The sequence below is a fragment of the Amycolatopsis sp. AA4 genome (assembly GCF_002796545.1).
Classification (GTDB): domain Bacteria; phylum Actinomycetota; class Actinomycetes; order Mycobacteriales; family Pseudonocardiaceae; genus Amycolatopsis.
This window is the reverse complement of sequence record NZ_CP024894.1, coordinates 8,506,627-8,529,673: the sequence shown is the minus strand read 5'-3', so window position 1 is coordinate 8,529,673 and position 23,047 is coordinate 8,506,627. Positions and strand designations below refer to the sequence as shown.

Genomic DNA, 23,047 nt, shown 5'->3' with positions numbered 1-23,047 from the left:
GCAGGTGGCGGACCTTCGACCCGGTCGTCGTGCTCGGGGTCGTGCGCACCTGGACTTCGGCGATCAAGCTGCTCGAAGTCTGCCGTCTGTTCCAGGATGACCAGCGGATTCGCTTCACGTTCACGGTAGACCGCGGCTCCCGCTTCAGCGCGGGCGTCGAGGAGTTGCTCGCCCGCGCACAAGCGCATCGCACGCCGTGGGAAAACGTTCCGGAACTCAATTACGCACTCGCGATCACCGCCAGCGAAAACATCGATTTCGACCACATCTCCGGTCCAGTGCTCGTCCTTCCGCACGGCGTCGGATTCCACAAGTACGTTCCCGACGCCGGTTCTGCCGGCCTCCGGCTTTCCGGGCTGATCCCGTCGGCGGCGCTGCGGTCCGGGCGGGTGCTGATGGCGGTGTCGCATCCGAGCCAGCAGACGCAGTTGCGCGACGCCGACCCGCTGACCGACGGACAGACCGTGCTCGTCGGCGATCCGCAGTTCGAGCAGCTCGTCCGCAGCGAACCGCACCGCGACCACTACCGCGCCGTCCTTGGAGTCGCGGGGCGCAAGTTCGTGCTGGTCAGCTCCACCTGGGGAAAGACCTCGCTGATCGGCCGCCGCCCGCGTCTTCCCGCGGAGCTGCTGGCAGCACTGGACTACGACTCCGCAGCGGTAGGTCTCGTGCTGCACCCCAACGTCTGGTCACGCTACCGGCCGTTCCAGATCCGCTCCTGGTTCGCCGCCGCCGAGGACGCCGGACTGCTGCTTCTCCCGCCGGAACGCGGATGGCAGGCCGCCCTCGTCGCCGCGGACGTCGTCGTCGGCGACCACGGCTCGGTCTCCTTGCTCGCAGCCGCGACCGGACGGCCGTTGCTGCTCGGCGCGTTCGGCAGCGAGGTCGTGCCCGGAACCAGCGCCGCACTGCTCGGTCAGCACGCGTCCCGGCTCACCCGCGACCGGCCGTTGCGGGACCAGATCGCCGAGGCGGAAACCCAGCCCTGGCAAGAAGATCTCGCCGAACGCACCTTCGCGAACCCGCACGGGGCAGCCGCGGAACTGCACGCGCTCGTCCTCCGGCTAGCGAATCTCGAACCCCGTCCGCTCGAACTCCTGCGTGCACCGGACCCGGAACCGAATCCAACCGCTCCGCTCGCCTTCACCACTTATCCGGAGTTCGCCGGCCCGGATTCCCTTACCTTGCAGCGATTTCCCCGCTCGGTAGAAGAATGGCGACCCGACTTCGAGCGAGCCGCAACGAAGCTGAGACACGTGGTCGCCGACGAAAGCGACGACAACCTCGGCCGAATAAGCAACGCGACCGTACTCACCCGAACTGCTCTGCATCGAGCACCGGAAGACTGGTGCGCCAACGCATTGCGGCTCCACCCCGCCTGCACGCTGGCCGCAGCCGCCGTCCCGGACGGATGCGTCGCCCGCACCAGGGACGGCGAGATGTTCCGTGTCACTGGCGAAGCGGACCTCGCCGCCCTGGCCTCTGCGCTGCACGCGTGCCTGGCGACCGGCCGGGAGCGCGACCGCCCGTTGTCGCTACGACTCGGCTCCCTCGAGACCACCGTCGTTTTCTGACAGCTCCTCGGCCCGCGGACTGCCCAGTTCTCGATACAGCTGAATCGCCCGCTCCAGGTTCCTACGCGCCTCCGCAGGATTCCCCTCGACCAGAGCCGCGTGCAGTGATTCCCGCGCCTGAGCCTCGTAAAACGTCGCCCCGCTCTTTTGGAAAGCCTCCGCCGCCGCGGTCAACGCCTCAACGCCGCCCGGCAGCCCACTGCGTACGCGCACCTGCCCGGTGATCAGCATGGCGCGCGCAGCCGACCGCCCGTCGCCAAGCTCGCCGAACGCGCGGTGCGCCGCGTCCAGTTCGCGCAGCCCCTCCGCGTCGCGGAGCGACTGCCCGAGGAACATCCGGCTCAGCGCCTCGCCGCGCTTTTCCCCGGCTGCCTCGTTCAGCTCGATCGACTCGCGGTACCGCTGCCGCGCCAGTTCCGGCTGGTCGGTCAAATCGTGGTACCGCCCAGCGAATTCCCGCACCGATGCCCGCAGCACGAGGTGCCCGTCCTCGTCCGCCAACTCGATCGAACGGCGCACGAAGTCCCCGGCTTGCTCGAACTGCCCGCTGTCCGTCAACGGACGCGACGCGAGACTGCGCAACCGCGCCTCCGCCGCTCGATTCCCGGCCTCCTCCGCGGCCTCGATGCCGTGCCGGAGACTGCTGAGCGAATCGGCGTGCCGCTTGCGATCGAAGTAGTAGGCCGCGAGCGATTCGGCGATCTGCCAGATCTCGTCGACCAGGCCGATCTGCTTGGCCACCGGCAGCAGTTCGTGCAGCGCGCGCCGGTTCTCCTCGAACCAGCCCAGCCCGTTGGCCCGCCGGTCGTCGGTGAACGGGTCCGCGATCTCCGGCGCGTCCGCGACCCGGTACCGCTCGACCCCGATCATCGCCGCGTCCGCGTAGTAGGCGGCGTCGCGGAACCCGCGCACCACCCGGGCGAGCGCCTCGCAGGTCTCCTCGTCGCCCAATCCCGAAAGGGACGCCGCGTGGTCGTGGACGAGCGGGTGCATGGAGTACCGGCCGCGCTCTTCCTGGAGCACCTTCAGCAGGACCAGTTCGGCGAGAATATCCCTCGACGTGGCTTCGTCCAGCCCGAGCAGCAGAGCGAAGACCGGCGCGGGGAAATCGATCGCCGGGTACGCGCCCAGCAACCGGTACGCACGCTGGGCGGGCCGGGTCGCTTCCTGATACGTCGCTTCGAACACCGGATCCCCCTTGTTCGGCCCGCGGTCGGACCGCATCAGCTCGGCGCGCGAACGGCGAAGCCGAGCCGCCAGCTCCGGCAACGAAGGACACCGCCCGACCACGACGAGCGTCGCGGCGTTCCGCAGGGCCAACGGCAATCCGCCGCAGTAGCCGAGGACCTCGGCGAGCACCGGATCGTCCGTCTCCGCGTCCAGTCCGCTCAGCTCACGGAACAACTCAGCAGCCTGCTTGTCGTCGAGCGGCTTGACTTTGATCAGCTTTCCGTCGAAATCATCGACCGCGAGCCGTGACTCCACCCGGCCCGCGACGAGTACCAGCCAGTCCCGTCCGCCAGGCATCAGCTGCAGAAACTGCTCGGATTCGGTGACGTTCTCCAGCAGCAGCACGCCAGGCGCTCCGGACGACCGGCTCCGCCACAGACTCGCCAGCCCAGGTTCGGCGGGCATCACCTCGTCGCGGACCCCGTCGCGACGCAACAACGAACGCAACGCCGCGGGTATCACCGCCTCACCGTCGACCGTATGCGTGGCGTAGTCCGTGTAATAGGCCCCGCCGGGGTAGCGGTCTTTCACGTGCTCGGCGACATACCGGGCCAACGCCCGCCGCCCGGCCCCGGTCAACCCGTCGAACACGAAAAGCGGCACCCGCTGAGCTTTAAGGCAGGCCTCGATCTGCTTCTCCCGCCCGACCAAACGCCGCACCGCCCGCGGCGTTTCGTGCGGCACGACGCGCTCGGGTCCGGGCAACTGCTGGTTGAGCGTGCCGATGTACTGCGCCTGCACGAGAGAACCACCGTCGACCGACCCGACTTCGTTGTGCACCGTCCACCCCTCACCCCGAGTGACCGCCAGCTTACCGATTCAGCGCGGCGCGAGCATCAACATCGAGCCGTCTTCCCAGTACAAACAGGCAGGCGAAGGACTCCACCGCGCACTCCCCTGCCACACCACGACCGGTTCGCCGTCCCGCAGTTCAACCAACGCCACCCGCGCCGCCCCACGCACCACGGCAATATCTCCGCGACGCCCCTTCAACCCGGCGGCCACGGCGAACGCCTCCCCGCGCGCCGGCCCACTGGGCACAGCCACCGGTTTCCGGCGTCGCTTCGGGACTGTCACGAATTCCCACAGGGCCAGGAAGGGCCAGGCGAGGTTGGCGAGGATCTCGAGGACCGACTCCGCGACGCATCCCAGCGATCGATCAGCCCGCTCGCGCCGCCGATCGCGCCCCACCTTGACCCGCCCCAGCACCACGACTTGGACGGGCTCGCGCCAGTCGCCCTCGAAATGCTGCTCGATCCGGGCACTCGGCTCCAGGCCCATCAGCCACCCATCCGATTCGGTCATCGCGCCCCGGAACCGTACCGACTCAGCCCGCGCGCGAAGGGAAGAAAGCGAAAAGCGGTGCTCAAGTTGATCGAGCCAAGAAGCGCCACGACCGCCAAACCCCGAAAGTGTGCCCTGGCACACACCCAAGCCCCAGTGCCGCCTAAGCCCCCACCCTGCCAACCGCAGCCGATGGCACCGCGGGGGTCCGGGGACTCGGCCCCCGGGCGAAAGAACGACCGAAAACGGAAAAGGCCCCCAGTCGCGCAAGCGGCTGGGGGCCTGACCATGGTGGGCGAGGAGGGAGTTGAACCCTCACGTCCTTTCGGACACACGGACCTGAACCGTGCGCGTCTGCCATTCCGCCACTCGCCCGAGTTGCTTCCTTGAGGCAGCCAGCAAAGCTTAGCAGGGCCTTCTGACGGGTTTCACCGGGGGCATGCCCAACCCTTCCAACCCCGGATAGGATCGATGCGGAAGCACACGTGTGAGGAGGTTGTCCCCGGTGGGTCGCGTTGAGCGGTTCGACAGGCGGCTCGAGAACCTGGTGGGGAATACTTTCGCGCGCATGTTCGGCGGCAACGTCGTCACGCAGGAAGTGGCGGTTGCGCTCGAGAGGGAAGGCGAGGAGAACGTTCGTGAGCTGGCAGGCGGTCGGCAGCTCGCCCCGAATCACTACATCGTGTCGTTGGGGGCGGCTGACCACGATCGCATGGCCGGCGATGAGCAGCGGGTCACCGGGGTTCTCGCGAGGGCGGTGGCGGAACACCTCGCCGCGCAGGGCTGGGACACCTATGGTGACGTCGTCGTATCACTCGAGCGCAACGAGGCGCTGCATACTGGACAGTTCAAGACCCGTTCGTCCGTCGATCCCGACGCCCGCGCGACCGCGGGGGAAGGGCCGTCACGGTCGGCACGACCCAGCAACGCAGGAGACCCACCAATGAGCCAGCCCCCCGGCTACGGCCAATACGACCAGGGTGACCCGTACGGCCAGCACGGCGGCCAGTACGGCTACGGACAGCAGGGTGGCCAGCAGCCCGGGTACGACCAGGGTTACGGCGGTCAGCCGCAGCAGGGCTACGAGCAGGGCTACGGCGGCCAGCCCCCCGCGCAGGGCTACGACCAGTACGGCGGCCAGGGCCAGCAGCCCGGGTACGACCAGGGTTACGGGCAGGCCCCGCAGGGCGGCTACGACCAGGGTTACGGCCAGCAGGGCGGGTACGACCAGGGCTACGGCCAGGCTCCCCAGGCCGGATACGACCAGGGTTACGGCCAGGCCCCGCAGGCGGGTTACGACCAGGGTTACGGGCAGGCCCCGCAGGCCGGGTACGACCAGGGTTACGGCCAGCAGGGCGGGTACGACCAGTACGGCGGGCAGCCGCAGGCGGCGTACGGCCAGGACCCGTACGCGCAGCAGGGCGCGCCGGCCGCGGGTCGTCAGCTTCAGGCGAGTCTCCAGCTGGACGACGGCTCCAACCGCACCTACTCGCTGAAGCAGGGCGGCAACGTCGTGGGCCGCGGGCAGGACGCCGACTTCCGGCTCCCGGACACCGGCGTTTCGCGGCGGCACCTGGAGATCACCTGGGACGGGCAGAGCGCGACGCTCGCCGACATCGGGTCGACCAACGGGACCACGGTCAACGGCACTCCGGTGCAGACGTGGCAGCTGGCGGACGGCGACGTGATCCGGGTGGGTCATTCGTCCCTGGTCTTCCGAACCCAGGGCTGATCGCAGACCGTCCACAGGGTTCCCGCAGAATTGTCTTGCGGGGGGAACCGCGGCGTGCGTGGCGCCGCGGCTTGCAGGCACAGGCGGGAGCGGACACAACAAGTGCCAGAGCTGGTCGTTCAACTCACCAGAGTGGGCTTTCTCGTGCTGCTCTGGCTCTTTGTGTTCGCCGCGCTCCGAGTCGTGCGCTCGGACCTCTACGCCGCGTCGGGCCTGCGAGTCCAGGTGCCGTCCTTCCGCCGCAACAAGGAGAAGAAGCCGCGGGGCAGCAAGGCCCCGCAGCAACTGCTCGTGACGCACGGGGCCCTCGCGGGCACCCGCATCGCGCTCGACGGGCGGCCGATCCTCATCGGCCGCGCCGACGACTCGACGCTGGTGCTCGACGACGACTACGCGTCGACCCGGCACGCCCGGATCGCGCTGCGCGGGGAGGACTGGTACGTGGAAGATCTGGGCTCGACGAACGGGACCTACCTCGACCGGGCTAAGGTCACTGCACCCCTCCGGGTCCCGCTCGGAGTCCCCATCCGGATCGGCAAGACGGTGATCGAGCTTCGCCCATGACTCTCGTCCTCCGCTACGCGGCCCGCAGCGACCGGGGCCTGGTGCGTTCCAACAACCAGGACTCCGTCTACGCCGGCCCGCGTCTCCTCGCGCTCGCCGACGGCATGGGCGGGCACGCCGCAGGTGAGGTGGCCAGCAAGGTCGTCATCGCCTCGCTCGCCCCGCTCGACGACGACGAGCCGGGCGACGACCTGCTCGCTCAGCTTCGCGAAGCCGTCCAGAACGGCAACGCGGCGATCGCCGAACTCGTGTCCCAGGACCCGGATCTGGACGGCATGGGCACGACGCTCACCGCCGTCCTGTTCGCCGGGAGCAGAATTGGTCTGGTCCATGTCGGCGACTCGCGCGCGTATCTGATGCGCGGCGGCCAGTTCGCCCAGATCACCCGGGACGACAGCTTCGTCAACGAACTGCTCGAACAGGGCCGCATCACGCCGGAAGAAGCCGCGGTGCACCCGCAGCGGTCGTTGCTGCTCAAAGCGCTCACCGGACACGAGGTCGAGCCGAGCCTGACCGTGCGCGAGGCGCGTCCCGGTGACCGGTACCTGATTTGCTCCGACGGTTTGTCCGGAATGGTCAGCGACGAGACGCTCGCCGAGGCCGTGCAGATCCCGGATCCGCAGGACTGCGCCGACCGGATGATCGAACTGGCCCTCAAGGGCGGCGGCACGGACAACGTGACCGTCATCATCGCCGACGTGGTCGACGTCGATTTCGGCGACGACGCCCCGATCGTGGGCGGGGCCGCCGGCGACGGCAGCGACGAGATGCACCAGGGCGATTCCCCCGCCGCGAGAGCGCGGGCGCTGACTCAGCCGCCTCCTCCGCCGCGGCCGGAAGCGCAAGCCCCGCAGGAAGATCCCAAGGCGAAACGGCGGAAACGGTTCCGCTGGCTCGTGGGGGCGGTCGTGGTGCTGATCGTGCTGGGCGCCGCCGCGATCGCGACTCGATACTTCGTGCTCAGCCAGTACTACGTCGGAGAAGGCCCCGATCAGGAAGTCGTGATCTACCGCGGCGTCCCGGGCAGCATCCTCGGCATCGACCTGCACTCGCTCGAGCAGGGCTCGTGCCCGCCGGGCCAGCTGTGCACCGACAAGCTCCGCGTCACCGCGTTGCAGGAGGACGCGCGGATCGCCGTGCAGAACGGCGTCAAACGCGACAGCCTCGACGACGCGCGCAAGTACATCGACGATTTCCTGCGTCTCAAGAAGAAGCTGTCGGACTGCAAGCCGACTCCTCTTCCGGGCGTCCCGCAGTCGGGCGCGCCCTCGTCCAGCGTGCCGCCGCCCGGCGGCACGCCTTCGTCGGCGAACCAGCCTGCGGGGAGGGACTGCTCGACGGCGGGTACGCCGCCGACGGGGGGCGGTAACTGATGGGCCAGCCATTGGCCGACCCGACGTCCGCCCAGTTCGCCACGAATCCGCCGCGAGAACTCCCCAAGCGCAGGGGCACGGAGCTCGCGTTGCTGGCGTTCGCCGCGGGCATCGTCACCCTCGCCCTGGTCATCGTCGAAGCCAACCAGGAGCAGGAGCTGACGCTCTCGATCCTGTGGGTGGGACTCGCTTATCTCGGCGTGCTCGCCACGACGCACCTCGCCGTTCGCCGCTGGGCCCCGTACGCCGACCCGGTGCTGCTGCCGTGCGTCGCGCTGCTGAACGGGATCGGGCTGGTGATGATTCACCGGCTCGATCTGGCGAATGCCGAATCGTTCATGCAGCGCGGCAAGGAGTACTCGCCGGAGATCACCAAGCAGCTGCTGTTCACCGCGGTTTCGCTGGTGCTGTTCGTGGTCGTGCTGGTGGTGGTCAACGACCACCGCACGCTGACCCGCTACAGCTACATCTGCGGGCTGGTCGGGCTCGGCGCACTGGCGCTGCCCGCGGTGCTGCCCAGCAGCCTGTCCGAGGTCAACGGCGCGAAGGTGTGGCTGAAGCTGCCGTTCTTCTCGATCCAGCCGGGCGAGTTCGCGAAGCTGCTGCTGATGATCTTCTTCGCGTCGTTCCTGGTGTCCAAACGCGACTTGTTCATGGTGGCGGGCAAGAAGTTCCTCGGCGTGGAGCTGCCGCGCGCGCGTGATCTGGGCCCGATCCTGATCGCCGCCGCCGCGGCCATCGGCATCCTCGTGTTCGAAAAGGACCTCGGCACGTCGCTGCTGTATTTCAGCATCATCCTGGTGATGCTCTACGTCGCGACCGAACGCGCGATCTGGATCGCGGTCGGGCTGACCTTCTTCGTCGGCGGCTGCCTCATCGCCTACAACCTGTTCGGCCACGTCCAGCAGCGAGTGGAGAACTGGACCGACCCGCTCGGCCCGCGCTACGACGCGCGCGGCGGCAGCTACCAGCTCGCCCAGGCGCTGTTCGGGCTCGGCACCGGCGGCGTCGGCGGCACCGGGCTCGGCGCCGGCCGCCCGGACATCCCGCCCGCCGCGAGCACCGACTTCATCACCGCCGCGATCGGCGAGGAACTCGGCTTCATCGGACTGGCCGCGGTGCTGATGCTGTACCTGCTGCTCGCGATGCGCGGCATGCGCAGCGCGCTGGCCGTGCGCGACACGTTCGGCAAACTGCTCGGCGGCGGGCTCGCCTTCACCATCGTGATCCAGATCTTCGTGGTCGTCGGCGGCGTCACCGCGCTCATCCCGGAAACCGGCGTCACCGCGCCGTTCCTGTCCTACGGCGGCTCCTCGCTGCTGGCCAACTACATCCTGGTCGCCCTGATGCTGCGGATCTCGGACGCGGCGCGCAGGCCGGCCACCCGGCCGAAGCCGCAGCAGCCGCAGGCTCCGATCGCCGAGGCGCACACCGTGATGGTGCGGCGTCCGCCAGCCGAGGGCGACCCGAACGGGAGGACCGCGTGAACGCGCCCCTGCGCAAGGTCGGCATGGCGATGCTCGTGATGATCGTGCTGCTGCTGGCCAACGACACCTACGTCCAGGTCATCAAGGCCGACGCGTACCGCACCGATCCGCGCAACCAGCGCGTGCTCTACGACGAGTACTCGCGCCAGCGCGGCCAGATCGTCACGCCGGACGGCACCGTGCTCGCCGGGGTGAAGCCCTCGACCGACAAGTTCAAGTTCTTCCGCACCTACGCCGACGGGCCGATGTACGCCCCGGTCACCGGGTACTACTCGATCAACTACGGCGCGGGCGGCCTCGAGCGCGCCGAGGACGACGTGCTGAACGGGTCGGACCCGCGGCTGTTCGTGCGCCGGCTGTCGGACATGGTCACCGGCCGCGACCCGCGCGGCGGCAACGTGAAGCTCACCATCGACCCGAAGGTGCAGAAGGCCGCCTACGACCTGATGACGAAGCGCGGCTACACCGGCGCGGTGGTCGCGATGGAGCCGAAGACCGGCCGCATCCTGGCGATGGTCTCGACCCCGTCGTACGACCCGAACCAGCTGGCCACGCACGGCACCGACCAGAACAAGGCGTGGTCGGCCTACTCGAGCGACCCGAAGAACCCGATGCTGAACCGGGCGATCTCGGAGAACTACCCGCCGGGGTCGACGTTCAAGATCGTCACCGCGGCCGCGGCGCTGGAAAGCGGGATCGGCCCGGACACCCAGGTCAGCACCGCGCCGAACGTGCAGCTGCCGGGCACGAACACGACGCTGGAGAACTACGGCGGCGAGACCTGCCCGGGCAACACGTTCAAGGACGCGCTCGCGCACTCGTGCAACGTCCCGTTCGCGACCTTCGCCGGCCAGCTCGGCGCGGACAAGATGAAGGCGGCCGCGGCCAACTTCGGCATCGGGCAGAACGACCTGACCGTGCCGATGCGGGTCGTCCCTTCGACCGTCGGCCCGCTCGACTCGCCGGGCGCGCTCTACCAGAGCGGCATCGGCCAGCGCGACGTCCGGCTCACGCCGCTGCAGGACTGCCTGCTCTCGGCGACCGTCGCGAACAACGGCTACGCGATGAAACCGCAGCTGATCCAGTCGATCCTGGCCCCGGACCTGTCGACGATCGAGAACGTCGACCCGGAGCAGCTCACCGGCAAGCCCGCGCTGTCGCCGGAGAACGACAAGATCCTCACCGACATGATGATCGCGTCGGAGTCCTTCACCAAGGGCGGCGGCAAGAACGACGCGCTGAAGATCGCCTCGAAGACCGGTACCGCCGAGCACGGCGCCGATTCGAAGAACACCGCGCCGCACGCGTGGTACACCGCGTTCGCGCCGTCGGACAACCCGCAGATCGCCGTGTCGGTCATCGTCGAGAACGGCGGCAACCGCGGTCTCGCCGCGACCGGCGGCACGGTGGCCGCCGAGATCGGCCGCGCCGCCATCGCCGCCCGCCTCGGGGGTGGATAGCCGATGCTGTCCTCGGGTCAGCTGCTGGCCGAGCGCTACAAGCTGACGAACCGGATCGCCGTCGGCGGGATGGGCGAGGTCTGGCAGGCGAGCGACACCCGGCTCGACCGGATCGTCGCGGTGAAGGTGCTGAAGGCCGAACTGTCCGGCGACGCCGAATTCCTGCACCGGTTCCGGACCGAGGCGAGGATGACCGCCTCGCTCAACCACGCCGGGATCGCCGCGGTGCACGACTACGGCGAGACGGTCGACGAGGACCTGTCCATCGCGTACCTGGTGATGGAGTACGTGGAGGGCGATCCGCTGGCGGGCATCCTCGCCAAGCACGGGCGGCTCACCGCGGACTACACGCTCGACCTGCTCGAGCAGGCGGGCAACGCACTGCAGGCCGCGCACGAGCAGGGCCTGGTGCACCGCGACGTGAAACCGGGCAACATCCTGGTCACCCCCGCGGGCAAGGTGAAGATCACCGACTTCGGCGTGGCCAAGGCCGCCGACGCGGCTCCGGTCACCCGGTCCGGCATGGTCATGGGCACAGCGCACTACATCGCGCCGGAGCAGGCGCTCGGCCAGGACGCGGAGCCGGCCAGCGATGTCTATTCGCTCGCCGTGTGCGGGTACGAATGCCTCGCCGGGCACCGGCCGTTCCTGTCCGAGAACGCGGTGACCGTCGCGATGATGCACATCCGCGACGTTCCGCCGCCGCTTCCGCCGGACGTCCCGCCGGGCGCGCGGGCGGTGATCGAGGCGACGCTGGTGAAGGACCCCCGGCAGCGGTACGCGAGCGGCGGCGAGTTCGCCGGCGCGGTCGCCGCGGTCCGCGCCGGACGCCCGCTGCCCACCCCGCTCGGCCTGGTCAACGCCGCCTACGCGGCGGGACAGCCGCCGGTGCCGCAGGCGGCTCCCGGCGCGCCGGTCGGGCCCAGTTCCAACCCGGCGTTCCGGCCGCTCTCGGCTCCGCCGGGTCCCCCAGGCCCGCCGGTGCGGCCGGGTCCGCCGGTCCCGCCGCCGAAGCGGAACCAGTGGGGCTGGTGGGTGCTGCTCGCGGTGGTCGTCGTCGTGGTCCTGGTGGCCGTGGCGTTCCTGATCGCGAGAGTGGTGTCCTCCGGCAACGGCGGACCGCCGCGAAGCGTGGACAACGGGAGCGAACCGACCTCAGCCACCCCGGCCGGCACGAGCGAGGCCCAGGGCCTGCAAGGCATGATGACCACACCTTGGACGGAATGGAACGGCACGAAGCGATGACGACACCCAGACTGCTCTCCAATCGGTACGAGCTGGGCGACACGCTCGGGTACGGCGGTATGTCCGAGGTCCACCACGGGCACGACGTGCGGCTGGGCCGGGAAGTCGCGATCAAGGTCCTGCGCGCGGACCTCGCCCGCGATCCGCAGTTCCAGGAGCGGTTCCGGCGCGAGGCGCAGAACGCCGCCGCGCTGAACCACCCCGCGATCGTCGCCGTGTACGACACCGGCGAGGCGAACACCGACGTCGGGCCGCTGCCGTACATCGTCATGGAGTACGTCGAAGGCCGGACGCTGCGGGACATCGTCAAGACCGAGGGCCCGCTGTCGCAGAAGCGCGCGATGGAGGTCATGGCCGACGTCTGCGCCGCGCTCGACTTCTCGCACCGGCACGGCATCGTGCACCGCGACGTGAAGCCGGCGAACGTGATGATCACGAAGAACGGCGCCGTCAAGGTGATGGACTTCGGCATCGCGCGCGCCATGCACGACGGCCAGTCGGCGATGACGCAGACCGCGGCCGTCATCGGCACCGCCCAGTACCTCTCGCCGGAGCAGGCGCGCGGCGAGTCGGTGGACGCCCGGTCGGACGTCTACGCGGCGGGCTGCGTGCTGTACGAACTGATCACCGGAGAGCCGCCGTTCACCGGCGATTCCCCGGTCGCGGTGGCGTACCAGCACGTGCGGGAGGACCCGAACCCGCCGTCGTCGGTGAACCCGGCGGTGTCGCCGGAGCTGGACGCGGTCGTGCTGAAGGCCCTGGCCAAGGGCCCGGCTAACCGGTACCAGTCGGCCGCGGAAATGCGGTCGGACCTGGTCCGGACGCTGTCCGGGCAGCGGCCGTCGGCCCCCATGGTGATGTCGGACGACGAGCGCACCCAGGTGATGAACGCCGACCGGCGCCAGCCGCAGGCCTACGACGAGTACGCCGACGAGCCGGAAGAGGACCCGCGCGCCAAGCGCCGCCGCCGGATCATCTTCGGCCTGATCGCCGCGCTGCTCGTGGCGGGCGTGGTGCTGCTGATCTTCTGGCTGAACGGAGCGTTCCGCGACAAGGCCGAGAACGCGCAGATCCCGCAGGTGATCAACCACCAGCTGGTGGAGGCGAAAGCGTCGCTGCAGCAGGCGGGCTTCTCGTCGTTCGCGCCGAACAAAGAAGTGGTGTGCGGCCCGGAGGCGAGCAACCCCGGCGGCCTGACGTGTACCGAGGACCAGATCGGCAAGGTCATCGCGATCGACCCGCCGGTCGGCCAGTCGGTGCCGACCACGTCCACGATCACCCTCACCGTCGGCAAGCAGCCGGGCACCACCACCGTGCCGGACCTGCGCGGCAAGTCGCCGGACGACGCGAAGGCGGCGCTCGACCAGGCCAAGCTGAAGCTCGGCAACACGACCTCGCAGCCGGTCGACAACCCGAGCGACGTCGGCAAGGTCGTGTCGCAGAACCCGACCGCGAACTCCCAGAGCCCCGAGGGCACGCCGGTGGACATCGTCGTCGGATCGGGCCTCACTCAGCGGGAAGTCCCGAACACGGTCGGCAAGGACTACGCGACGGCGAAGCAGATCATCCAGAACGCCGGGTTCAAGCCCCAGCGGGTCGACCAGGCCTCGGACCAGCCGAAGGACCAGGTCATCGAGCAGCAGCCGAACGGCGGCAACCTGCCCCCGAACAGCCCGGTGAAGCTGATCGTGTCGACCGGCCCGCAGCAGATCCAGATGCCGGACCTGACCGGCATGACCCAGGACCAGGCGACGCGGCAGCTGCAGAGCCTGGGCTGGTCGGGCAGCATCCAGACGCAGTCGACTTCGTCCGGCAGCGGCAAGCCCAACACCGTGGTGAAGCAGAACCCGCAGGCGGGCAGCCAGATCAGCCCGAACCAGACGATCGTGCTGACGATCAAGGAGGACGACGGCAGCGGCGGCTCGCCGACGTCCAGCTCCACCGGCGGGATCTTCCCGCCGGGCGGGATCCGCAACAACAACGGCGGCTGATCCGCTCGTCTCGCAAAGGAGGGCCCGCACGGTGCGCACCGTGCGGGCCCTTTTTTCGCGCCGGCCGATCAGTCCTGGTCGAGGAAACTCCGCACGCTGGCGACCACCTCGTCGACGTCGTGCCCGCCGCAGTCGACGTCCAGCTCCTCGACGGCCCCGGAACGTTTCACGGTGAGCGACACCCGCCGTCCGTCGCGCTGCCGGTGCAGCCAGCCGAAAAGCGACCGGCAGAAGGCCCCCGCCGACCGGCTGCTCACCATCACGACCACGCCGCTGCCCGGCCCGGCGAGCCGCACCCGCCCGGCCAGTTCGTCCTCGGCGCCGAGCCAGGAAACCAGGTGCTGCAACTCGTCCGCGGAGCCGTCCACGGTGATCGCGGCGATCCCTGCCGTCACGGATGCTCCCCTCGCGGGCCCAACAGACGGCGCGAGGGTAACCGACTCGCCACCGGGGCCGGAACCCCCAAATCGGCATTTGCCTAATGCAATTTGCAAACTACAGTGCTCAGCGCTGTCGGAGAAGCTGCTTGACCAGCGCTAAGAGACCCCTGAGCGCCCCGAGCGAGAAAGCGGTGCCGCATTCGCGGCCCGAACGGAAGTGGTTGCCCTGGGCCACCTTGGGGAGAATATTCCACCCTCCGCCCACGGTTCCCGGCACTGCGAAGACTGCTGCTGGTATCCATCGCCCGCATTTTCGGTCGAGGCATTTCCCGCCGCGCGAGAGCTGCATTCCAGTTCGAGCTTGTCCTCGCCCTTGTTCAAGACCGGCGCGCCGAAACCGCGCCCACCACCGTCACGCTCGCCGCCAGGAGCACCACCGACGTACCCACCGCCAACGCGAGCGGGCCGCCGTACGGAGAACCGCTCATCAACGCTTCCAGCAGCGGATGCACCAGCGGAACCCACTTTCCCAGCAACACCACGCCAAGCACGAGAACCGCGGCGAGCACCGTCCAGCCGATGCGCGACACCAGCAGTCGCGAGCACGGCAGGCCGATCGCGATGCCGGCCAGAGCGCACGCCAGATGCGTCGCCAGTCCGGTGCCGATGAGCTGTCCCTGCAACTGATTCCGATGCGTCGCGGCCCACGCGACGGTCGCCACCGTGCACACCACAGTGCAGCCGAAGACCGTCAGCACGGCGCCGCCGATGGTTTTGCGGTTGCCGCCGGCGTGGTTGAGCGTGATCAGGCGCTGCACCGGATCCTCGATGTCCAGCAACGCGATCGTGAGCCAGCAACCGAGTACGAGAACCCCCGCGCCGCTCACGCCGTACAGCGGAAGCACTGGCGAACTCGGGTCTGCGTAAAGGATCGAGCACAACGCGAGGTACGCGAGCCCGGCGGGCAGATAGCGCTGCGAATGCCCCAGCAGCGCCAGGTAATAGCGGCTCACTGCGAGCACGGCGCCACCTCCCGCACCGACCAGCCGCCGGACAGCGCGCGCAGCAGTACGGCGTCGGCGTGTTCGGCGTCGACCGTCAGGACCACGCCGCCCGCCTGGTCGGCGACGGCGTGCACGCCGGGTTCGGCGGACCAGTTGTCGACGCTCGACGACACCGGCAGCAGCGTGATCCGCTTCCGCTCCGGATGCGTTTCCCACGGCGCGAGGCGGCCGGATTCGAGCCGGTACACCTCGCCGGCGTGTGCGCGGACGACGTCCGGTCGATGGTCGGTGAACACGACGCTCGCGCCGCGATCCCGGGTTTCCGCGACCAGTTCGCCGAGCACCGCGTGCGTGCCGACGTCGAGGCCGGACCAGGGTTCGTCGAGGATCAGCAGGTCCGGCCGCGCCAGCACGGCTTGCGCCAGGCCGACCTTCTGCGCGTTGCCCTTCGACAGCGTGCGCAACTGCGCGTCCGGGCTGCCGACCAGCGCGAGCCGGTTCAGCAGCGGATCGATCCCGGACAGGTCAGCGAGCCCGCGAATCCGCGCGAGATGCCGCAGGTACGCCCGCGCGCTCAGCCGCTGGCCGCCGGGGAAGCGGTCCGGCAGGTAGCCGACCGCCGGGCTCCCGGAGATTTCGCCGTACGACGCGCGCGACACCCCGGCGAGGATCCGCAGCAGTGTCGATTTGCCCGATCCGTTGGCGCCGAGGATGCCGACCACCTGTCCGGCGGGCACCTCGAAATCGATGTGCGTCAGGACCGGTTCGCCGCTGCCGTACCGCTTTCCGACTCCGCTGAGCCGGATCAGCGGAGTCGGCGCGGTCACGCAGCCGCGGCCTTCTGCAGCGCGCGAGTGGCCCGCTCCAGATCGTCGACGACGGTCGGCTCCACCGGGTGGCCCGCCAAGGCCATCCAGTTCGCCAGCATCCGGTGGCCGCATTCGGTGAGCACGGATTCGGGGTGGAACTGCACGCCCTCGAGCGGCAGTTCGCGGTGCCGCATGCCCATCACGATGCCGCTCTCGGTCGAGCCGGTGACCTCGAAAATGTCCGGATCGATGGTGTCCGGCAGCACAGTGAGCGAGTGGTAGCGCGTGGCGGTGAACTCCTCCGGCAGCCCGGCGAGGATGCCGGCGCCGGTGTGCCGGACCTGACTCGTCTTGCCGTGCAGCAGCTCTTCCGCCCGGTCGACGGTGGCTCCGAAGTGCACGCCCAGCGCCTGGTGGCCGAGGCAGACGCCCAGCATCGGCGTGCGCGTCTCGGCGCATTTCGCGATCACTTCGATGCTCTGACCTGCGCGTTCCGGCGTTCCGGGACCCGGGGAGACGAGCACCGCGTCGAATTCCGGCACGCGTTCGAGGTCGACGACGTCGTTGCGCCACACCGTGCAGTCGGCGCCGAGCTGCGCCAGGTACTGGACGAGGTTGTAGACGAAGCTGTCGTAGTTGTCGACGACGAGAACGCGCATGCCGCCAGCTTAGCGGCTCCCACCTGCTGGACCGTACGCCAGATCACAGTGATTGTTAGGATCACCTAACTTACCGTGGACCGGTGAGCCGAATCCTTCGTGTCGCCGTCGTGGGCGCCGGTCCCGCCGGCATCTACGCCGCCGACCTGCTGGACAAGTCCGACGCGGACGTCGAGATCGACCTGTTCGAGCGCATGCCCGCGCCGTTCGGGCTGATCCGCTACGGCGTCGCGCCCGACCACCCGCGCATCAAGGGCATCGTCAACGCCCTGCACAAGGTGCTGGACCGGCCGAACATCCGGCTGCTCGGGAACGTCGACTACGGCACCGACCTGAAGCTGGACGACCTGCGCGAGTTCTACGACGCGGTCATCTTCGCGACCGGCGCGATGGCCGACCGCGCGCTCGACCTCCCCGGCATCGATCTCGAAGGCAGCCACGGCGCCGCGGACTTCGTGTCCTGGTACGACGGCCACCCGGACGTGCCGCGCACCTGGCCGCTCACCGCGTCGTCGGTCGCGGTGCTCGGCGTCGGCAACGTCGCGCTGGACGTGGCGCGCATGCTCGCCAAGACCGCCGACGAACTGCTGCCGACCGACATCCCGGCGAACGTCTACGAGGCGCTGAAGGCCAGCCCGGTCACCGACGTGCACGTGTTCGGCCGCCGCGGTCCGGCGCAGGCGAAGTTCTCGCCGCTGGAACTGCGCGAACTGGACCATTCGCCGAACGTCGAGGTGATCGTGCACCCCGAGGACATGGAGTTCGACGAGGCGAGCGTCGCCGAACTCCGGTCGTCGAAGCAGACCGACATGGTCGTGAAGACGCTGCAGGAATGGGCGATTCGCGACGAAGGCGACCGCCCGCGCCGCTTGCACCTGCACTTTTTCCATTCGCCGGTCGAGGTGCTCGGCGAGGACGGCAAGGTCGTCGGCCTGCGCACCGAACGCACCGAGTACCGGGACGGCAAGGTCGTCGGCACCGGCGAATTCCACGACTGGGACGTGCAGGCCGTGTACCGCGCGGTCGGCTATCTGTCGTCGCACCTGCCGGAAATCCCGTTCGACCACAGCGCGGGCGTGATCCCGAACCAGGGCGGCCGGGTGCTGGACCTGGACGAGAACCAGGTCCCCGGCGTCTACGTGACGGGCTGGATCAAGCGCGGCCCGGTCGGCCTGATCGGACACACGAAGGGCGACGCGGCCGAGACCGTCGCGAACCTGCTGGCGGACGCGGACACGCTCGCCGCGCCGCGGCATTCGTCGCCGGACGCGATCCTGGAATTCCTGACCGCGCGCGGGATTTCGTTCACCACCTGGGAAGGGTGGGGCAAACTCGACGCGCACGAGAAGTCGCTCGGCGAGGCCGAGGGCCGCGAGCGGATCAAGGTCGTGGAGCGCGACGAGATGGTGCGAGTTTCCCGCGGTTAATTCAGGTAGACGATCTTCCCGCGGGCGTGCCTGCTTTCGCTCAGCTCGTGCGCGGCCGCGGCTTCGCTCAGCGGGAAGGTCGCTGCGACCGGGATGCTCAAGCGTCCTTCCTCCGCGAGTTTTACCGCTGCGGCAAGGCCGTGTACCGCCAACGGATCCGCGCCGGGGATCGCGGCGCTGTGCGAAAAGTGCACGCCATGCCGCGGCGCGGTGCCGTCGGTGATCGTGACGACCCTTTTCGGATCTCCGGCGATCTCGATCAGGTCCGGCAACGCTCCCCCGGCGCAGTCGAAAACCGCGTCAACGCGGCCGACCCGGTCGACCAGCCCTGGACCGTAAGCCGTCGGCTCGGCCCCGAGGGACCGCAGGAAATCGTGGTTGCGCGGGCTCGCAGTGCCGATCACCGCGGACCCGCGAGCGATCGCCAACTGGACGGCGACCGTCCCGACCCCGCCCGCCGCGCCGTGCACCAGGATCGTTCCGCCCGGAAGCTGATCCAACACCCGGGTCGCGGTTTCGACTGCCCCCGCGGCACCCCCGGCCTCGGCCCAGCTCCACGTGTCCGGTTTAGCCGCCCAATGCACCAACACGGCGTACTCGGCGTTGGCTCCGCGACGCCCCGCGTCCGTCATGCCGAAGACGTGCTGGCCAGGCTCGATTCCAGCGACCCCGTCGCCCACCTCGTCGACCACGCCAGCCGCGTCGTACCCGGTCCGGAACGGCAACGTCACGAGGTCTTTCCGCGCACCGGCTCGGATAGCGGTTTCGCCCGCGGAAAAACCGGACGCACGAACGGAAATCCGAATCTCCCCAGGCCCGGCATGCGGTTCGGCGACATCCGCGACGTACACGACACTGGGCGGGCCATACTGGTCAAACTGGACGGCTTTCACGCGTTCGACGGTATTCCAGCAGGTCAGCCACACCGGCGGAAGTGAGAGGGGCGGGGCCCGAAGTGAGACGAACCGACGCCGCCCACAACCGAATCCGCATCCTCGCGGCAGCGCGAGTGGCCTTCACGGTCCGCGGATACGGCGTACCGATCCGGGAGGTCGCGCGACAGGCCGAGGTGAGCGTCGCGACGGTTTATCGACATTTCCCGACCAAAGACGCGCTGATCGCCGAAGCTTTCGCCGAGGAACTGGCACTTTGCTCGTCGATCGTCGAGGAGGGTTTGGCGGCGGCTGATCCGTGGCAGGGTTTCGTCCTGGTGCTGGAGAAGCTGACCGAGGTGCACGCGCGGGAGCAGGGATTCCGCGCGTTCGTCGCCCAACTGCCACGCCGACCCGACTTCACCGCCGACCGCGCCCGAACGCTGCGGTTGCTGCTGGAACTCATCCGCCGGGCGAAGGCCTCCGGTGAACTGCGTGCCGATTTCGTGCTGGAGGATTTGGTGCTGGCGTTGGTCGCCAACGAGGGCATCCAGGTGGAACCAGCCACCGCCCGAATCGCAGCGGTCCGTCGGTTCACGGCGTTGCTGATCCAGTCTTTTCGGGCGCACCCGGAGGCCGGCCAACTACCGCCTGCGGTGCGGGTGCCGCTCAGCTAGAACCGAGGAATTTCAGCACTGCGAGCACCCGGCGATTCGTGTCGTCTGAAGCGGAAATCCCGAGTTTGGCGAAGATATTCGCGGTGTGCTTGCCGACCGCGCCCTCGCTGAAGTGCAACCGGCTGGCGATCGCGGCGTTCGAACAACCTTCCGCCATCAAGCCGAGCACCTCGCGTTCCCGCGGCGTCAAGGCCGCCAACGGGTCGGAAGCGTTGCCAGTCACCAGTTTCGCGATCACTTCCGGATCCATCGCAGTACCGCCCGCGGCGACCCGGCGAACCGCGTCGATGAACTGCTCCGCGTTGAATACGCGATCCTTCAACAGATAACCGACTGCTCCAGTGCCGTCCGCCAGTAGTTCGCGCGCATACAACTGCTCGACATGTTGCGACAGAACGAGAATCGGCAACCCGGGCGTCTCTCGCCGGGCAGCGAGCGCGACCTGCAAACCCTCGTCGGTGTTGGTCGGCGGCATTCTGACGTCCACAATGGACACGTCGGGCCGGTGTTCGCGGAGCGCGGCGGCGAGTTCAGGCCCGGAACCGACGGCCGCGACGACGTCGAAGCCGTGCGCGGCGAGCAGATGGGTCAGGCCGTCTCGGAGGAGGTACTGGTCTTCGGCGACGACAGTCCGGGGTCGAGCAGGCACGGCACCTCCACAATCGCCTCCGTCGGGCCGCCCGGCGGGCTGGTCAGCGCCAACCTACCGGCGAATCCGGCCAGCCTCCGTTCGATCCCGCGCAAACCCGTCCCGCGCGCGGCGTCGGCACCGCCCTTGCCGTCGTCGGTCACAGTCGCGCGCAGCAGCCCGTCGAGATACTCCAGCACTATCGCCGCGCGCCGGGCCTCACCGTGTTTTGCCGCGTTGCCCAGCAATTCGCACACCGCGAAGTACGCACAAGCTTCCGCTGGTTGTTCGAGCCGCCCCGGCACCGAGGCCGTGACCTCGACTTTCAATGGACTGTCCAACGCCGCCGCACGCACCGCGTCGACCAGCCCGCGCTCCGACAACACCGGCGGATGGATGCCCCGCACCAGCGACCGCAGCTCGGTGAGCGCCTCCGACGACGCTTCCCGCAACTCGGCGGCCAGCTGTTTGGCCTTGTCCGGATCGCGGTCGATCAGCGCCTCCACCGCGCCGAGCTTCATCCCCATCGCGACCAGCCGAGACTGGATGCCGTCGTGCAGGTCCCGTTCGATTCTGCGCAGCTCGGCGGCCTGCGCGACGGTGACCTCGACCCGGGTCTGATCCAGCCGGTGGACGCGCTGGGCGAGCCGGGACGCTTCAGTCGGGCCGAGCAGCCACCTTCCGAGTTTCGCCTGGCACCTGGCGAGCCACGGCGTCGGCAGCAGTCCGACCGACACCGCCGCCAACGCCACCGGCGTCATCGCGAACGCGCCGCCGGTGCTCGTCACTTCAGGCAGGCCGACCATCCCGAACCAGCCGTGCGGGCCAGTGATCCACAGCGCGACCAGGCCGTACAACCCCCAGCCAACCAGCGCCGCCGACGGCACCCACAGCACCGGGAACACCACCGGCAGCAGCACAGCGGCGGCCATGTCCCGCCAGGTCGCGCGGTCGTGGAGCGCCCAGTGGATCCGGGCGCGCAGCATCGGCCACCACGGTTCCTCGTACAACTGCTTGCCGAACTGGTACAGCCCGTCGCCGCGCGGCACCGGCAGGGCGGGCGGCGGCAGGTACGGCTGGGCGATCCGCACGCCGGTCCAGCGTTCCGCTTCGCGGCGGAAGGTGTCGGCGACCGCGCGGCTCGCTCGCGTGACAGTCGGGAACACCGGCACCGCGCCGGTCAGCACGACGACTTGGGCGACCGCCACGCCCAGCTGCGCCAGGGAAATCGCCCACAGCCCGAGCTGATGCCCGAGCGCCTCGAACCGGCGGTGCAGCCAGCCCTTCCGGCGCGGGGCGCGCGGGCCGAGCCAGTACCGGGTCCACCGGGCGTACCCGCGCAGCGCGACCGGCCCGGCGACGAGGGAAAACACTGCGAAAACCAGCGCGACCAGCGGGTTCAGCAGCTGCCAGCCGAACTCCCGGCCGGTCGCCGGATCCTCCATGATCCACGTGAAACGTCGATTCCAGCGGATCCACCACGCCCGCCGGTAGAGCTGGGTGCCGTCGCGATACCAGCCGTCGCGCTCGCGTTCCGGGTCCGGCGGCGCGGGCCGGTACGGGCTCGGGATCTCCCGCCCGGTCCACCGGCTGACCAGCTCCCGAGTCCGCCGCGACCGGACGCGCGCGAGTTCGATGGCCGGCGAGAAGAAGAGCACGAGGCCGACGCACAACAGCGCGAACGCGATCAGTTCGAGCAGGAGGTCAACCCAGCTCACCGCCGCGAGACCGGCGAGTGTCCACGCGCGCCGCACCGACGTCATGGCACCCCCTTTCGCGCTCCAGTCTCGCCTTTCCAGCGCTCCCGGCCCCTGGCCCCAGCTCCCGGACCGGGGTGGCCCCAGCCCCACCCCCGACCCCCGCAGAACCCCACCTCAACTGGGGTTTCCGGCTCATTCTGCCGGACCGCCCGCGCTTCTAGCGTCGTTCTCATGCCACTCATCGAAGTTTCCGAACTCCGCAAGGCCTACGCGGGCCGGGTCGTGGTCGACGGCGTCTCGTTCTCCGTCGAACGCGGCGAGATTTTCGGCGTTCTCGGCACGAACGGAGCCGGGAAGACCACCACGGTCGAATGCCTTCAGGGCCTGCGTTCCCCGGATTCCGGGACGATTTCCGTACTGGGCCTGGACCCGGGTCGCGACGATGCCGAACTGCGCCGCCGCGTCGGCACCCAGCTGCAGGACGCACGGCTGCCGGAAAAACTGCGGGTCCGCGAAGCGCTTTCGCTGTTCGCGTCGTTCTATCCCGACCCGGCCGACATCGACACGCTCCTGACCCAGCTCGGCCTCGACGCCCACCGAGACCTCGCCTTCGGCAAGCTTTCCGGCGGTCTGCGGCAACGGCTGTCCATCGCACTCGCCCTGGTCGGCAACCCCGAGCTGGCCATTCTCGACGAGCTGACCACCGGCCTCGATCCGCACGCGCGGCAGGAGACCTGGCGATTGGTCGAAAACGTGCGCGCTTCCGGTGTGACGGTCGTGCTGGTCACCCACTTCATGGACGAGGCACAACGGCTGTGCGATCGCCTGGTGCTGCTGGATCACGGCCGAGTCGTCGCCACCGGCACTCCCGCCGAACTGCTCGCCGACTCCGGTCAACCCACCTTGCAGGACGCATTCGTCGCCCTCACCTCGCGCGACTGAAGGAGCTTT

General features: G+C 69.3%; 20 protein-coding genes and 1 tRNA gene. 11 read left to right on the top strand and 10 right to left on the bottom strand.

Features of this window, described 5'->3' with window-relative positions:
• Positions 1 to 41 precede the first annotated feature (41 nt).
• Positions 42 to 1,574 carry a hypothetical protein gene (locus CU254_RS39540; protein ID WP_063632075.1) on the top strand — a complete coding sequence of 511 codons (1,533 nt, stop codon included), beginning with the start codon at positions 42 to 44 and terminating at the stop codon, positions 1,572 to 1,574.
• On the opposite strand, the gene CU254_RS39535 is transcribed toward CU254_RS39540, so the two are convergent.
• The 3 genes from CU254_RS39535 to CU254_RS39525 all read right to left on the bottom strand — a co-directional run bounded on the left by CU254_RS39535 (position 1,536) and on the right by CU254_RS39525 (position 4,463).
• Positions 1,536 to 3,584, bottom strand: coding sequence for a hypothetical protein (locus CU254_RS39535; RefSeq protein ID WP_009085588.1), 2,049 nt, complete (start codon positions 3,582 to 3,584; stop codon positions 1,536 to 1,538). The genes CU254_RS39540 and CU254_RS39535 overlap by 39 nt on opposite strands.
• A 39-nt stretch (positions 3,585 to 3,623) precedes the next feature.
• The gene (locus tag CU254_RS39530; RefSeq protein WP_009085585.1) at positions 3,624 to 4,109 is read right to left on the bottom strand and encodes a hypothetical protein; all 486 of its coding nucleotides are present in this window, start codon (positions 4,107 to 4,109) and stop codon (positions 3,624 to 3,626) included.
• Positions 4,110 to 4,377: 268 nt separating this feature from the next.
• Positions 4,378 to 4,463 (bottom strand) — tRNA-Leu (locus CU254_RS39525).
• Positions 4,464 to 4,593: 130 nt separating this feature from the next.
• On the opposite strand from CU254_RS39525, the gene CU254_RS39520 reads away from it, so the two are divergent.
• The 7 genes from CU254_RS39520 (at position 4,594) to pknB (ending at position 13,940) form a co-directional block, all read left to right on the top strand.
• Positions 4,594 to 5,820, top strand: a complete 1,227-nt coding sequence (locus CU254_RS39520) for an FhaA domain-containing protein (protein WP_009085583.1) — start codon at positions 4,594 to 4,596, stop codon at positions 5,818 to 5,820.
• Between the two features lie 102 nt (positions 5,821 to 5,922).
• Entirely contained in the window at positions 5,923 to 6,384 is a 462-nt protein-coding gene (locus CU254_RS39515) for an FHA domain-containing protein (RefSeq protein WP_037718919.1), read from the top strand.
• A complete protein-coding gene (locus CU254_RS39510; protein ID WP_009085578.1) occupies positions 6,381 to 7,757 on the top strand; it encodes a PP2C family serine/threonine-protein phosphatase in 1,377 nt (458 codons plus the stop codon). Before CU254_RS39515 ends, CU254_RS39510 begins: the two co-directional genes overlap by 4 nt.
• Positions 7,757 to 9,244, top strand: coding sequence for an FtsW/RodA/SpoVE family cell cycle protein (locus CU254_RS39505; RefSeq protein WP_009085576.1), 1,488 nt, complete (start codon positions 7,757 to 7,759; stop codon positions 9,242 to 9,244). Before CU254_RS39510 ends, CU254_RS39505 begins: the two co-directional genes overlap by 1 nt.
• The gene (locus CU254_RS39500) at positions 9,241 to 10,704 is read left to right on the top strand and encodes a penicillin-binding protein 2 (protein WP_009085574.1); all 1,464 of its coding nucleotides are present in this window, start codon (positions 9,241 to 9,243) and stop codon (positions 10,702 to 10,704) included. Before CU254_RS39505 ends, CU254_RS39500 begins: the two co-directional genes overlap by 4 nt.
• A 3-nt stretch (positions 10,705 to 10,707) precedes the next feature.
• The gene (locus CU254_RS39495) at positions 10,708 to 11,949 is read left to right on the top strand and encodes a serine/threonine-protein kinase (RefSeq protein ID WP_009085572.1); all 1,242 of its coding nucleotides are present in this window, start codon (positions 10,708 to 10,710) and stop codon (positions 11,947 to 11,949) included.
• Positions 11,946 to 13,940 (top strand): Stk1 family PASTA domain-containing Ser/Thr kinase, encoded by a 1,995-nt coding sequence (pknB, locus tag CU254_RS39490; RefSeq protein WP_009085571.1) that lies wholly within the window; start codon positions 11,946 to 11,948, stop codon positions 13,938 to 13,940. The genes CU254_RS39495 and pknB overlap by 4 nt, the downstream gene beginning before the upstream one ends.
• 68 nt (positions 13,941 to 14,008) lie before the next feature.
• On the opposite strand, the gene CU254_RS39485 is transcribed toward pknB, so the two are convergent.
• The 4 genes from CU254_RS39485 to CU254_RS39470 form a co-directional block, all read right to left on the bottom strand.
• On the bottom strand, positions 14,009 to 14,335 hold the full coding sequence (locus tag CU254_RS39485; protein WP_009085569.1) for a hypothetical protein: 327 nt from the start codon (positions 14,333 to 14,335) through the stop codon (positions 14,009 to 14,011).
• A 362-nt stretch (positions 14,336 to 14,697) separates the two neighbouring features.
• Complete coding sequence (locus tag CU254_RS39480; RefSeq protein ID WP_009085558.1) at positions 14,698 to 15,342, bottom strand: hypothetical protein; 645 nt, start codon at positions 15,340 to 15,342, stop codon at positions 14,698 to 14,700.
• Positions 15,330 to 16,133 (bottom strand): ATP-binding cassette domain-containing protein, encoded by an 804-nt coding sequence (locus CU254_RS39475; protein WP_037719060.1) that lies wholly within the window; start codon positions 16,131 to 16,133, stop codon positions 15,330 to 15,332. The genes CU254_RS39480 and CU254_RS39475 overlap by 13 nt, the downstream gene beginning before the upstream one ends.
• Before the next feature lie 14 nt (positions 16,134 to 16,147).
• Positions 16,148 to 16,792, bottom strand: a complete 645-nt coding sequence (locus CU254_RS39470; RefSeq protein ID WP_009085554.1) for an aminodeoxychorismate/anthranilate synthase component II — start codon at positions 16,790 to 16,792, stop codon at positions 16,148 to 16,150.
• A gap of 110 nt (positions 16,793 to 16,902) precedes the next feature.
• Between CU254_RS39470 and CU254_RS39465 the strand changes: the two genes are divergently transcribed.
• A complete protein-coding gene (locus tag CU254_RS39465) occupies positions 16,903 to 18,219 on the top strand; it encodes an FAD-dependent oxidoreductase (RefSeq protein WP_037718915.1) in 1,317 nt (438 codons plus the stop codon).
• Here the strand turns inward: CU254_RS39465 and CU254_RS39460 are convergent.
• The gene (locus CU254_RS39460) at positions 18,216 to 19,112 is read right to left on the bottom strand and encodes an NADP-dependent oxidoreductase (protein ID WP_037718913.1); all 897 of its coding nucleotides are present in this window, start codon (positions 19,110 to 19,112) and stop codon (positions 18,216 to 18,218) included. The genes CU254_RS39465 and CU254_RS39460 overlap by 4 nt on opposite strands.
• Before the next feature lie 62 nt (positions 19,113 to 19,174).
• Between CU254_RS39460 and CU254_RS39455 the strand changes: the two genes are divergently transcribed.
• A complete protein-coding gene (locus CU254_RS39455) occupies positions 19,175 to 19,768 on the top strand; it encodes a TetR/AcrR family transcriptional regulator (protein ID WP_199841110.1) in 594 nt (197 codons plus the stop codon).
• On the opposite strand, the gene CU254_RS39450 is transcribed toward CU254_RS39455, so the two are convergent.
• Both CU254_RS39450 and CU254_RS39445 read right to left on the bottom strand, forming a co-directional pair.
• Positions 19,761 to 20,417, bottom strand: a complete 657-nt coding sequence (locus CU254_RS39450) for a response regulator transcription factor (RefSeq protein WP_009085546.1) — start codon at positions 20,415 to 20,417, stop codon at positions 19,761 to 19,763. The genes CU254_RS39455 and CU254_RS39450 overlap by 8 nt on opposite strands.
• Positions 20,357 to 22,159 (bottom strand): sensor histidine kinase, encoded by a 1,803-nt coding sequence (locus CU254_RS39445; RefSeq protein WP_037718911.1) that lies wholly within the window; start codon positions 22,157 to 22,159, stop codon positions 20,357 to 20,359. The genes CU254_RS39450 and CU254_RS39445 overlap by 61 nt, the downstream gene beginning before the upstream one ends.
• Positions 22,160 to 22,327: 168 nt before the next feature.
• Between CU254_RS39445 and CU254_RS39440 the strand changes: the two genes are divergently transcribed.
• Positions 22,328 to 23,038 carry an ABC transporter ATP-binding protein gene (locus CU254_RS39440; protein ID WP_009085542.1) on the top strand — a complete coding sequence of 237 codons (711 nt, stop codon included), beginning with the start codon at positions 22,328 to 22,330 and terminating at the stop codon, positions 23,036 to 23,038.
• The last annotated feature ends 9 nt before the right edge of the window (positions 23,039 to 23,047 follow it).

Bases quoted from the DNA above. Each gene is read 5' to 3' on its own strand.
- CU254_RS39530 (WP_009085585.1), bottom strand. From the start codon at position 4,109: ATGACCGAATCGGATGGGTGGCTGATGGGCCTGGAGCCGAGTGCCCGG.
- CU254_RS39510 (WP_009085578.1), top strand. From the start codon at position 6,381: ATGACTCTCGTCCTCCGCTACGCGGCCCGCAGCGACCGGGGCCTGGTG.
- CU254_RS39505 (WP_009085576.1), top strand. From the start codon at position 7,757: ATGGGCCAGCCATTGGCCGACCCGACGTCCGCCCAGTTCGCCACGAAT.
- CU254_RS39495 (WP_009085572.1), top strand. From the start codon at position 10,708: ATGCTGTCCTCGGGTCAGCTGCTGGCCGAGCGCTACAAGCTGACGAAC.
- pknB (WP_009085571.1), top strand. From the start codon at position 11,946: ATGACGACACCCAGACTGCTCTCCAATCGGTACGAGCTGGGCGACACG.
- CU254_RS39470 (WP_009085554.1), bottom strand. From the start codon at position 16,792: ATGCGCGTTCTCGTCGTCGACAACTACGACAGCTTCGTCTACAACCTC.
- CU254_RS39445 (WP_037718911.1), bottom strand. From the start codon at position 22,159: ATGACGTCGGTGCGGCGCGCGTGGACACTCGCCGGTCTCGCGGCGGTG.
- CU254_RS39440 (WP_009085542.1), top strand. From the start codon at position 22,328: ATGCCACTCATCGAAGTTTCCGAACTCCGCAAGGCCTACGCGGGCCGG.